The following is a 12,382-nucleotide window of genomic DNA, read 5'->3' on the forward strand; positions in this document are numbered from 1 at the left end:
GTTAAAATGTTGAAAGTTTAAAAGTTCTAATCTGAATTTAAAACCAACAACTTTACAACTTTATGAACTTTACAACTTTGTAAACAAATAAAAAAATGAAACTAAACATCGCATTATTAGCAGGAGATGGAATTGGTCCTGAAGTCATAGACCAAGCTGTAAAAGTATCTGATGCAATTGCAAAAAAATTTAACCACGAAATTACTTGGAAACCAGCCTTAACTGGTGCAGCTGCCATTGATGCAGTTGGTGAACCTTATCCAGATGAAACTCACGAAATTTGTGCATCTTCGGATGCTGTTTTGTTTGGTGCAATTGGGCATCCACGTTTTGATAATGATCCTTCCGCAAAAGTTCGTCCAGAACAAGGATTGTTAAAAATGCGTAAAAAATTAGGTTTGTTTGCCAATGTAAGACCAACATTTACATTTCCAAGTTTATTAGATAAATCACCCTTAAAAAGAGAACGTATTGAAGGAACTGATTTGGTTTTTTTACGTGAATTAACAGGTGGAATTTACTTTGGTGAAAAGGGAAGAAGAGAAGAAGGTGAAACTGCATTTGATAATTGTGTTTATACAAGAGCAGAAGTACAACGTTTAGCTAAAAAAGGTTTTGAATTGGCAATGACGCGTGGCAAAAAATTATGTTGTGTAGATAAAGCAAATGTATTAGAAACTTCACGTTTATGGAGAGAAACTGTACAAGCAATGGAAAAAGATTATCCAGAAGTGGAAGTTGCTTATGAGTTTGTAGATGCAGTTGCAATGCGTTTGGTACAATGGCCTAATAGTTATGATGTTTTAATCACAGAAAATTTATTCGGAGATATCTTAACAGACGAAGCTTCTGTAATTTCTGGTTCTATGGGATTAATGCCAAGTGCTTCTTTAGGAGCTAATATTGGCTTGTTTGAACCAATTCACGGTTCGTATCCACAAGCAACAGGATTAAATATTGCAAACCCAATGGCTACAGTTTTATCTGCAGCAATGATGTTTGAAAACTTTGGTTTACAAGCAGAAGGAAAAGCAATTCGTGAAGCTGTAAACAAAGCTTTAGAAGAGGGTATTGTTACCGAAGATTTAGCTGATGGAGGAAAAGCTTACGGAACGAAAGAAGTTGGAGACTGGTTAGCAGAGCATATCTAGTCATTTAATTTAAATAAGTGTCTAAAAAAAAGCTCTCGAATTTTCGAGAGCTTTTTTTTAGTATTTATAATCACCACTATTTTCAAATGGTTTTTATAGGTATTTGTAGGTGTAATCGGCTACATATAATCTTCAATTGGGTTACATGAGCAAATTAAGTTTCGATCACCAAAGGCATCATCAACTCTTCTAACTGTAGGCCAAAATTTATTGTCAGCAATATAGTCTAAAGGAAAAGCAGCCTGTTTTCTTGTGTAAGGAAAATTCCAATCATCAGCAGTTAAAAGTTCTTGTGTGTGAGGCGCATTTTTTAACGGATTATTTGTGTTTTCTGATGTTGCGTTTTTAATTTCTTCACGAATAGCAATCATGGCATCACAAAAACGATCTAACTCAGCAATAGATTCAGATTCTGTAGGTTCAATCATCATAGTGCCTCCAACAGGAAAAGAAACTGTTGGTGCGTGAAAACCATAATCCATTAAACGTTTTGCTATATCTACAACCTCAATACCTTGTTGCTTAAAACCTCTACAATCAATAATCATTTCGTGTGCTGCACGACCTTTTTCGCCAGTATATAAAGTTTCATAATGACCTTGTAGGCGCTCTTTAATATAGTTTGCATTTAAGATGGCATTTTTTGTCGAGTTTGTCAATCCTCTAAATCCTAACATGGTAATATATCCATAAGAAATTAAACAAGCTAAAGCAGAACCCCAAGGAGCTCCAGAAATTGCATTAATGGCATGTTCTCCTCCAGTTTCAATAATTGGATTTGTTGGTAAAAACGGAACTAATTGAGGCGCAACACAAATTGGGCCAACTCCTGGACCTCCACCTCCATGAGGAATGGCAAAGGTTTTGTGTAAGTTTAAGTGACAAACGTCTGCACCAATCGTAGCAGGATTTGTTAAACCAACTTGAGCATTCATATTGGCACCATCCATATAAACTTGACCTCCATTGTCGTGAATAATTTTGGTGATTTCTTGAATTTCGCTTTCAAAAACGCCATGAGTGGAAGGATAAGTTACCATTAATGCAGCTAAATTATCTGCATGCATTTCTGCTTTTTCACGTAAATCATCAACATCAATATTTCCGTTTTCAGCAGTTTTAGTTACAATAACTTTCATTCCAGCCATAACTGCAGATGCAGGGTTGGTTCCATGTGCAGAAGCAGGAATAATACAAATATTTCTGTGCGAATCGTTTCTAGATTGATGGTAAGCTCTAATCGTCATTAACCCAGCAAATTCACCTTGAGCTCCAGAATTAGGTTGTAAAGAAGTACCAGCAAAACCGGTAATGATATTTAATTGATGTTCTAATTTTTGCAATACTTCTTGATACCCTTCTGCCTGATTTATAGGTACAAAAGGATGTATATTACCCCATTGTGGATTACTCAATGGCAACATTTCTGAAGCTGCATTTAATTTCATAGTACAAGATCCTAAAGAAATCATAGAATGATTTAATGCCAAATCTTTACGCTCTAATTTTTTGATATAACGCATCATATCAGTTTCTGAATGATAGGTGTTAAAAATTTCATTTTCTAAAAATGGCGTATTTCTTGCTACATTATCAGTGATAACTTTAAAGTTTGAATGGAAAGGTTTTTCCGTTAAAATTTGAGAAAAACTTCCACTAAAATCATCATTTAAAGGATTTGGTCGTGGTTTTAACTGCCCAAAAATGGTAAATAAAGTCATTAAATCTTTTTGAGTAGTAGCTTCATTTAAAGAAATTGAAACCAAATTATTTGAAACGTAATTAAAGTTTACCTTAAAAGATTCTGCTATTGGTTTTAAACGGTTTGCATCAATTTCAACTAAAAGCGTATCAAAATAAGAAGTGTTTAGTTGTTTAAAACCAGCTTTATCTAAATAATCTGCAACTAGTTTTGTTTTATTATGCACAGTATCCGCAATAAACTGCAAACCTTTTTTACCATGATACACAGCATACATACCAGCCATAACTGCTAATAAAACCTGTGCTGTACAAATGTTAGATGTTGCTCTTTCACGTTTAATATGTTGCTCTCTAGTTTGCAGCGCCATTCGTAAAGCACGTTTACCATTCATATCTTTAGTAACCCCAATAATTCGTCCAGGTATGCTTCTTTTGTATTTTTCTTTGGTAGCAAAATAAGCTGCATGAGGACCTCCATATCCTAAAGGAATTCCAAATCGTTGCGTAGTTCCCACAACTACAGATGCCCCAAATTCACCAGGTGCTTTTAATTTTACAAGCGATAAAATATCAGCAGCCACAGCTACCTTAATATCATTTTCATTTGCTTTTGCAACAAAGTCTTCGTAATTGTGAACCTGTCCTAATTTACCTGGATATTGTAAAATGGCTCCAAAATACGCATCAGCAAAATCAAACTCTTTATGATTTCCAATAACTAATTCAATACCAATTGGTTCAGATCTTGTTAATAATAAAGATAAAGTTTGTGGTAAAATATCTTCAGAAACAAAAAACTTATTGGCACCTGCTTTTTTCTTTGCGCGTTCTCTAACATCAAATAACAACGCCATTGCTTCTGCAGCAGCAGTACTTTCATCTAATAAAGAAGCATTTGCCAATTCCATTCCTGTTAAATCACAAATCATGGTTTGAAAATTTAGCAAGGCTTCTAAACGCCCCTGTGCAATTTCTGCTTGATAAGGAGTGTAGGCAGTATACCAACCTGGATTCTCTAAAATATTACGTTGAATAACACTAGGCACAATAGCTTCATGATATCCTAAACCAATGTAACTTTTAAAAACTTTATTTTTATTAGCAAGTTCATTGATATGATTTAGATATTCATATTCGCTCATTGCAGGTGCTAAATCTAAATCTTCTTTTAAAAGAATATTATCTGGTACAGTTTCAGTAATCAACTGTTCTAAACTAGCAGCTTTGATAATTTGTAGCATTCTTTTTTGATCCTCTTTATTTGGACCAATATGTCTTAATTGAAACGAATTTGTGTTCATTAAATAGATTTTTATTTAGAATAAATTCAATTGACTCTATTAGACTTTTAATTAAACCTAACCTATCAATATGTAATTTAATTTTGCAAAAATACATATTCTTTGTTTTAATTTTGATGATAATACCACCGCAAAACATTTAATTATTAACTAAATAGAATAATTATAAACAATAGGTTATTTTTGTGTGATGAAGATTCTAAAGGCTGTTTTTAACTTTTACATTAATTCAAGCATACATGTTGCTTTAGCGGTTTATGCTTTACTGAGAATTACAGAAATTTATTTTGATATACCTTATCGTAAAAATCTTAATTATTTTATTTTTTTTGGAACAATTACAGGTTACAATTTTGTAAAATATGCAGGTGTAGCCAAATTGCATCACAGAAGCTTAACAGAACGTCTAAAAGTTATTCAAATTTTCTCATTTTTCTGTTTTTTAGCTCTATGTTATTTTGCTTTTCAAATTTCATTATCAACTTTATTTGTATCTTTTCCTTTTATACTATTAACCATCTTGTATGGTATTCCTTTTTTAAGTGGATTTGATAAAACGTTAAGAGAAGTAAGTTATTTAAAAATTGTTGTAGTTGCCTTAGTTTGGACAGGTTTTACAGTTTTAATTCCTTTAGTTGATGCAGGCTTAGAATTTACTTTTAAAACCTATTTAATTTTGGTGCAACGTTTTTTAATTGTTATCGTATTAATATTACCTTTTGATATTAGAGATTTAAAATATGATGCGATTGCATTACAAACAATTCCAAGAAAAATTGGAGTAGAAAAAACCAAACGATTAGGGCTAATGTTAATGGTTTTTTGTTTGATTTTAGAGTATTTAGTCTCTGTTAATAATGCTATGCAAACTCCATTTATGTTGTTCTTTTTTATGGTTATTATATTCTTAATGAGAGCAAAAACAGAACAAACTAAGTATTACAGCTCCTTTTGGGTAGAATCACTACCTGTTATTTGGTGGTTGATTCATTTAGGAATTCATAATTTTTAGTGAGTAAATTTGTTTTTATTATCAACTTTTTGAAGAATGAGAATAAATAAAACAGATATCACAAAACTCTAAAAAGACTTCTTAAATCCCTACTATATTTGTAGATTTACCCACTTAAAATCAACCAAGATTTAAAGATAAATGATTACCACAAAAAGAAATTATATTTTCGATTTTGATAGCACATTAACACGTGTAGAAGCTTTGGATGTTTTAGCTGAAATTACGCTAAAAAACAATCCGAAGAAAGATGCAATTATTCAAGAAATCATTGATATTACCAATTTAGGTATTGATGGCGAAATTTCTTTTACTGAGTCTTTAGAACGTAGAATTAAGTTGTTAGAAGCTAATAAATCTGATTTAGAAGCTTTGGTTGCTGCTTTAAAAAAGCAAGTATCAAAATCCATAGAAAGTAATAAAGAGTTTTTTGAAGAATTTGCAGATGATATTTATGTGATTTCTTGTGGATTTAAAGAATTTATAGATCCTATTGTAGCTGAATACAATATTCCATCAGAAAGAGTATACGCCAATACTTTTGAATTTGATGAAAATGGAAAAATTGTGAGTTTTGATAGTGTAAACCCACTATCTCAACACAATGGAAAAATCAAGTGTTTAAAAGATATGAACCTTGAGGGAGAAATACAAGTAATTGGTGATGGTTACAGCGATTATGTAACTCGTGAAGCAGGTGTAGCAGATAAGTTTTTTGCATACACAGAAAATGTTTCAAGACATAAAACTACAGAAAACGCAGATCATATAGCACCAAATTTAGATGAATTTTTATACGTAAACAAGTTGCCTAGAAATATAAGTTACCCAAAAAACAGAATTAAGATTTTATTATTAGAAAATGTACATCCAGATGCTTTTACAAAATTGTCATCTGATGGATTTTCTGTAGAAACCGTTTCTAAAAGTTTGTCTGAAGACGAATTGATAGCAAAAATTAAAGACGTACATGTTTTAGGAATTCGTTCTAAAACAAACGTTACTCAGAAAGTTGTAGATGCTGCTGAAAAGTTAATGGTGGTTAGTGCTTTTTGTATTGGTACTAAACAGATTGATTTAGAGGCTTGTAAAGAAAAAGGTGTTGTAGTTTTTAATGCACCTTACAGCAACACACGTTCTGTGGTTGAGTTGGCTATTGGAGAAATTATTATGTTAATGCGGTCTGTATTTCAAAGAAGTACAGAAATACATAATGGACAATGGCAAAAAACAGCAGCTGGTTCTAGAGAAGTTCGTGGTAAAAAACTAGGAATTGTAGGCTATGGAAATATTGGTAAACAATTATCTGTATTAGCAGAGGCCTTAGGAATGGATGTGTATTATTATGATGTTGAAGATAAACTAGCTTTAGGAAATGCAACAAAAGTAAGCTCATTAGATGAATTATTATCTATTTCTGACGCAGTTAGTTTGCATGTAGATGATAACCCTGCAAACCAAAACTTTTTTGGAGAAAAAGAAATAGCTCAGATGAAAGATGGGGCTGTATTAGTTAATTTAGCACGTGGTTTTGTAGTTGATATTCCTGCTTTAGTAAGTGCTTTAAAATCTAAAAAATTATCTGGAGCTGCTATAGATGTATATCCATCAGAGCCAAGAAAAAATGGTGAGTTTTATACCGAATTAAAAGGTTTAGATAACGTAATTTTAACACCACATGTAGGTGGTAGTACAGAAGAGGCGCAAAGAGATATTGCAGATTTTGTACCAAGTAAAATTATGGCATACATTAATTCTGGTAATACTGTTGATGCTGTAAATTTCCCAAATATTCGTTTACCAAGACAAACCAATGCGCACCGTTTTTTACACATTCATAAAAATGTACCTGGTGTTATGGCTAAGATTAATAAGATTTTAGCAAAATATGATTTGAATATAAACGGGCAATTTTTATCTACAGATCCAAAAGTTGGGTATGTAATTACAGATTTAGATAAAGAATACAATAAAGAAGTTATCGATAAGCTAAGAGCTGTTGAAGGAACTATTAAGTTTAGAGTTTTATATTAAATCTAGTTTTTTTAATAAACTAAAATATTTATACCCTACATTTTTTTAAAATCTGTAGGGTTCTTTTTGTTTTAAGGTTAATTATATAAGGAGAGATGATTTTTATTTACAATTAAAATCACTTAATATTTATAACTTATCAGAGAAAGTCTAGAAATGAGAGATTGGTAACTGCAATACTCTAAAACAAAACAAGTATTTAATACACCTTTTCACCATTTACATAGGTGGCAAGTACTTTAGTATTTGGAATTTTATGTCCTGAAATAGTCATAATATCTTGATTTAAAATCACAAAATCAGCAAATTTACCAACTTCAATAGAGCCTTTTTCTTCTTCTTCAAAATTAGAATATGCTGCCCAAATTGTCATTCCTTTTAAGGTTTGATCTCTAAAAAGTGCATTATTCATTTGAAAACCACCTTCAGGGAAACCCTCTAAATCTTTGCGAAAAGTAGCTGCGTAAAAGGTTAAAAATGGATTTACTTTTTCTACAGGAAAATCTGTTCCTAAAGCAATTTTTCCATATCTATTTAACAAATTTCTAAAGGCATATGCACCTCTCATTCGTTCTTTACCAATTCGTTCTTCAGCCCAATACATATCTGAGGTTGCATGTGTAGGTTGTACAGAGGGCATAATATTATCAAAACTTCTAAAATCTTTAGATGATATTATTTGTGCATGTTCAATTCGCCATCTTCTATTTTCTTTATTTTTTAGAACTTCATTATAGGTTTTAAGCATCCAAGTATTAGCAGAATCTCCAATAGCGTGTGTATTCATTTGAAATTCTGATGCAGCAATTTGTTTGGCGATTTCTCTGTATCGCTCAGCAGGATATATTAAAGCTCCAAAATGATTTTCTCTATCTGAGTATGGCTTGCGCATTGCAGCACCTCTAGAACCTAGAGCACCATCACCATAAACTTTAAACGAACGCACATTTAATTTATCCGTTTTATAAATTCCTTTATTGATATAATAATCAATTTGAGACTGTTTATCGCCAGAAACCATGGCGTAAATTCGCATTTTTAACTGATTTTTTTTCTGAAGTTCATCAATTAATTCAATTGTGCTTCTATCTAAACCTGCATCATCAACAGTAGTTAAGCCATAAGAAAAACATATTTTTTGTGCATCTAATAAACCTTGAATAGCTTCTTGTTTTGTGGGTTCAGGTATTTTAATAAAATCCATTGCAGCATCTATTAAAACACCAGTCATCTTTCCGTTTTCAACAATAATTTCTCCACCAGAAACAGGGGTGTCTTTTGTAATTCCTGCTAAATCTATTGCAGCTTGATTAACCAGTAATGCATGTCCGTCAACTCTTCTTACAGCTACAGGAGTTGTTGGGAATAAAGAATCTAACTTGTATTTTGTTGGAAACTCTTTCACTTTCCAGTCGTTTTGATCCCAACCACGACCAGTTATATAATTTGTATTTTTTACTTTTTGAAAAGAGTCTATTCTTTTAATAACCTCATTATAACTTTTTGTACCCTCTAAAGATACTTTTTGTTGTTGTAAGCCCATTCTATAAAAATGACAATGGGCATCAATTAAACCTGGAACTATAATTTTTTCTTGTGCATTAATGGTATCTAAAGCACTATATTCATTAAAAATGTTATCATTTGTACCAATTGCTATAAATTTACCATCTTTAACAGCGAAAGCTTGTGCTTTGTCAAAAAGTTCATTTACCGTGTAAATTTTTGCATTGTATACAATTAAGTCTGCATGTTTTTGTCCACATGAAATTAAAGACAAAAAAATCACTAAAAAGAGGAGGTTTTTTTTCATTTTAATTAAGCGTTTTTGAATATAAAATATACACCATACATTAATAAGAATTGAAATGGGATTCTAATAATGGCTATTTTTTTGGAGCCTATAGCTGGTTTTTTTTTGGTTACATCCCAAATATGAATAGGCAAAAGCAACATTAATAAAATAAAGATACCTACAGAGGCATCTTTTATTGTTTTTGAAAAAAACATTCCTAATCCTAAAGCTAATTCTATAAAACCAACAACATAATTTACCAGTTTCTTATTAAAAAAGTTAGGTATAAAATGCTTAAAGAGGTCCGTTTTTATGAAGTGCATTATCCCTGCAAAGCAGAAAAATCCTCCATAAATTATTTGTAAAATTAGTACTAAAGTATTCAAAATATTAAGGTTTTACTGGTGTATCTGCATATAAATATTTATCCATTAAATATATAATACTAGCCATTGAAGCACTCCCTAATTCTAACTCACGTTTGTTTACTTTATCAAAAGTATCTCTACTTGTATGATGATAATCGAAATAACGCTGAGAATCTGGTCTATAGCCTACTAAAGTTACATTGTCACCTTTTAAAGGGCTTATGTCTGCGCCAGAACCACCTTTATCTAAATCATGCAAACCATAAGGTGATAAGAGTTTTTTCCAGCTTTGTAAAAGTTCAGTATTTACGGTATTTGCATCAATGGAAAAACCTCTAGGGGTATGACCACCAGCATCAGATTCTAAACCACCTATGTGATTTTCTTTATTCAGTTTTGCCAATTCAGCATATTTTTTTGCACCTCTTGTTCCGTTTTCTTCATTCATAAAAAACACAACTCTTATAGTATTTTTTGGTTTGATGTTGTTCTTTTTAAACAAATAAGCCACTTCTAAAGATTGTACAATGCCTGTACCATCATCGTGAGCGCCTTCACCCAAATCCCATGAATCTAAATGTCCACCAACAACAAAAATATTTTCAGGTGTTTCAGCACCTTTAATCTCACCAACAACATTAAAAGAAGGTGCATCAGGTAAGGTTTCACAACTTTGTTTAAAGTAAAATTTTAAGTTTGGATTTGCTTTTAAATCTTTACTTAAATTTTCGGCAGCTAAACTACTAATGGCAGCAGCAGGTATGTATTTTTCTCTAGGTAAATCACCATAACTCATGGTTCCTGTATGTGGATAATCATCTATACTGTTTGTCATTGAGCGTACAATAACACCTTTTGCACCAAACGCTCCACAAACAGTTGCACCTCTTACACGTTGATCTACACAACCTCCATAAGCTCTAAATGTGTTAATTAAGGTATCATCAAAAGGACGATTAAAGAAAACGATTTTACCCTTCATTTTAGTACCTAAAGCTTTAGCTTCTTCTAAACTTTTAACTTCTATAACCTCAGCTAAAATGCCTTCTTTTGGAGTGGCAATAGAAAAGCCTAAAGCACAAATTGGTACATTTTTTTGTAAACCATTTACAGTATAAGTCGCCACTTCTTTTTCACCACGAACCCAGTGTGGTACCATAACTGGTTGTAACCAAACAGAGTCTAAACCTACTTCATTCATTAATTGTTCTCCCCATTCTACAGCTTTTTGGGCTTCTGGTGAACCTGATAATCTACCACCCACATTTTGAGTCAAATCTCTTAACCATTCATAAGATTTACCATGAGTTAGTGCAGTGTTAAAGAGCGTTTTTATATTTGTGGAGTCTTTTTTTTCTAAGGTTGATAAGGTATTTGAAAGTTCTTTTTGATTAACTTTTTTTTGTTGGCAAGACGTTATAAAAAGTGTTACTGAAAATAAAAGTATGATTTTTTTCATGGTAAGATAGTTAGATGTTATAAAATTACAAAAATGAGTTGACAAATTACTGAATTTGAAAATGAATATGATCATCATGTCTTACAGCTTGGCAACCATGGAACCTTAATTTAGAATTATTGATTTGAAATCTATTTTTTAAATGAGGTTCTATAAATACTTTTTTAACTTTTTTGTTTTCTATTAGGATTTCAATGAGGCTTTTTGTAGCTTTTGTAGCTAATTTTAAATTATAATTTGTGCCAAATGTTAGGTTTTTTGTAAAATCATATTGCCAATACCCCTTTTGTTTGCAAATTTGGGTTTGATTTATTTCGTTTTTTTGAGGCTCAGCAAAAACACCATAACCACTTTTTGAAGGTTTTAGGTTAGTTATGTTTCCTTTTTTATCTTTATAAATAAAAGAAAGATCTATTTTTTTGCCATCATTATGACTTAAATGAGGGAGTAGTGGAAAACCATCAATAAAAGGAAAATTTGCATCTAAATAAAAAAGTTTTAGATTGGGATATTCTTTTTGAAATCGAAGAGAAACCTCAGTTAAAGTTTCGTGCATTTTATGGGTTACATAATTTCTATTCAATAAAATTGTAAAAGAATGATGTGTGTGTATGCTATGGTTGTTATCAATCTTAACTCTACCAAATAAAGGAGCAATATTAGGAATGATTAAAAACGTAGCAAAAACATATAAAACTAAAAACAAAAGAAATCTTTTAATTTTATATTTTGGGGTAGATTTTTTGAAACTAATTAGAGAAATTATATAAATTATTCCACCAACTTGGGTTAGTATTGTCAATAATAATGTGGTGGTAAAGTGGAATAGGAGTTTTAAAAATCTAAATATCACGTATCAATAACTTAGATTCTTTATAGATGTATTTGTATTTTCTTTTATTAGTTTCAATCATATTATTGATTTCCATAATTATATCATCTAAAACAGATTTTGCAGCTTCTTTCTTATCTCTTCTAATCAAAAATCTAGATAACTCTAAACGTTCAGGATAATTGGAATACCTTTTATCTACTTTCTTAAACTGAATTTCAGCTTCATCTAAAAAATTGCATTTTTCTAAAGCAATGGCATAAAAGCACAGAGAATCTCTAAATGTTTTTTCAAGGTCTATTTTACCAGCATATTCTATTACTTTTTTAAAATCTTTAATTTTATAATAGCATTTTAATGCTTTGTTAATAGTGTAAGGATGCTCTTTGTATTTACCTTGTAACGCTTTTTCATAAAATTCAATAGCTTTTTCGAAATTTTGATTTTCCAGGTGTTCGTCTGCAAGATTTATTTTGTTTTGAAAAGTTTCTGAGAAAGAAAGTTTTTGTTCTAAATCTTTAATTTTCTTAGTTGGGTTAACAACAGCATTAATTGAATCAAGAGCATTATCCATATTTTTTTTATTCAGTATTTGCGTAAACAAATAAACAGCACCACCAAGTACTGGTAAAAAAAATATTAGAATATACCAGTAATAATCGTTTTTAGTTCTGTATACATGAAAAATACAAAAGGCTTGAAAAGCAATCAGCAAATAATACAACA

Annotated in this window: 9 protein-coding genes; 3 read left to right on the forward strand and 6 right to left on the reverse strand. The window is 31.2% G+C overall.

Annotated features, from left to right (window positions below; translation table 11 throughout):
• The first annotated feature begins 95 nt into the window (after window positions 1-95).
• Window positions 96-1,151 carry a 3-isopropylmalate dehydrogenase gene (leuB, locus tag ACTG3V_RS01585; protein ID WP_439130370.1) on the forward strand — a complete coding sequence of 352 codons (1,056 nt, stop codon included), beginning with the start codon at window positions 96-98 and terminating at the stop codon, window positions 1,149-1,151.
• A 119-nt stretch (window positions 1,152-1,270) separates the two neighbouring features.
• Here leuB and gcvP read toward each other — a convergent pair whose 3' ends face one another.
• Complete coding sequence (gene gcvP / locus ACTG3V_RS01590; protein ID WP_439130371.1) at window positions 1,271-4,156, reverse strand: aminomethyl-transferring glycine dehydrogenase; 2,886 nt, start codon at window positions 4,154-4,156, stop codon at window positions 1,271-1,273.
• Between the two features lie 190 nt (window positions 4,157-4,346).
• Between gcvP and ACTG3V_RS01595 the strand changes: the two genes are divergently transcribed.
• Both ACTG3V_RS01595 and serA read left to right on the forward strand, forming a co-directional pair.
• Entirely contained in the window at window positions 4,347-5,168 is an 822-nt protein-coding gene (locus tag ACTG3V_RS01595) for a hypothetical protein (protein ID WP_439130372.1), read from the forward strand.
• 141 nt (window positions 5,169-5,309) lie between these two features.
• Window positions 5,310-7,202, forward strand: a complete 1,893-nt coding sequence (gene serA, locus ACTG3V_RS01600) for a phosphoglycerate dehydrogenase (RefSeq protein WP_439130373.1) — start codon at window positions 5,310-5,312, stop codon at window positions 7,200-7,202.
• 199 nt (window positions 7,203-7,401) lie between these two features.
• Here serA and ACTG3V_RS01605 read toward each other — a convergent pair whose 3' ends face one another.
• The 5 genes from ACTG3V_RS01605 to ACTG3V_RS01625 form a co-directional block, all read right to left on the reverse strand.
• Entirely contained in the window at window positions 7,402-9,015 is a 1,614-nt protein-coding gene (locus tag ACTG3V_RS01605; protein ID WP_439130374.1) for an amidohydrolase, read from the reverse strand.
• A 5-nt stretch (window positions 9,016-9,020) separates the two neighbouring features.
• On the reverse strand, window positions 9,021-9,383 hold the full coding sequence (locus ACTG3V_RS01610; protein ID WP_439130375.1) for a DoxX family protein: 363 nt from the start codon (window positions 9,381-9,383) through the stop codon (window positions 9,021-9,023).
• Between the two features lie 4 nt (window positions 9,384-9,387).
• Entirely contained in the window at window positions 9,388-10,824 is a 1,437-nt protein-coding gene (locus ACTG3V_RS01615) for a M20/M25/M40 family metallo-hydrolase (protein ID WP_439130376.1), read from the reverse strand.
• Between the two features lie 46 nt (window positions 10,825-10,870).
• Window positions 10,871-11,530: a hypothetical protein gene (locus ACTG3V_RS01620; protein ID WP_439130377.1), complete on the reverse strand. Its 660-nt coding sequence runs from the start codon at window positions 11,528-11,530 to the stop codon at window positions 10,871-10,873.
• 136 nt (window positions 11,531-11,666) lie between these two features.
• Window positions 11,667-12,230, reverse strand: a complete 564-nt coding sequence (locus ACTG3V_RS01625) for a hypothetical protein (protein WP_439130378.1) — start codon at window positions 12,228-12,230, stop codon at window positions 11,667-11,669.
• Window positions 12,231-12,382 lie beyond the last annotated feature (152 nt).

Source organism: Polaribacter sp., from assembly GCF_965660385.1.
GTDB lineage: Bacteria > Bacteroidota > Bacteroidia > Flavobacteriales > Flavobacteriaceae > Polaribacter.

Bases quoted from the DNA above. Each gene is read 5' to 3' on its own strand.
- ACTG3V_RS01595 (WP_439130372.1), top strand. From the start codon at position 4,347: ATGAAGATTCTAAAGGCTGTTTTTAACTTTTACATTAATTCAAGCATA.
- ACTG3V_RS01625 (WP_439130378.1), bottom strand. From the start codon at position 12,230: ATGGATAATGCTCTTGATTCAATTAATGCTGTTGTTAACCCAACTAAG.
- ACTG3V_RS01605 (WP_439130374.1), bottom strand. From the start codon at position 9,015: ATGAAAAAAAACCTCCTCTTTTTAGTGATTTTTTTGTCTTTAATTTCA.
- ACTG3V_RS01615 (WP_439130376.1), bottom strand. From the start codon at position 10,824: ATGAAAAAAATCATACTTTTATTTTCAGTAACACTTTTTATAACGTCT.
- serA (WP_439130373.1), top strand. From the start codon at position 5,310: ATGATTACCACAAAAAGAAATTATATTTTCGATTTTGATAGCACATTA.
- gcvP (WP_439130371.1), bottom strand. From the start codon at position 4,156: ATGAACACAAATTCGTTTCAATTAAGACATATTGGTCCAAATAAAGAG.
- leuB (WP_439130370.1), top strand. From the start codon at position 96: ATGAAACTAAACATCGCATTATTAGCAGGAGATGGAATTGGTCCTGAA.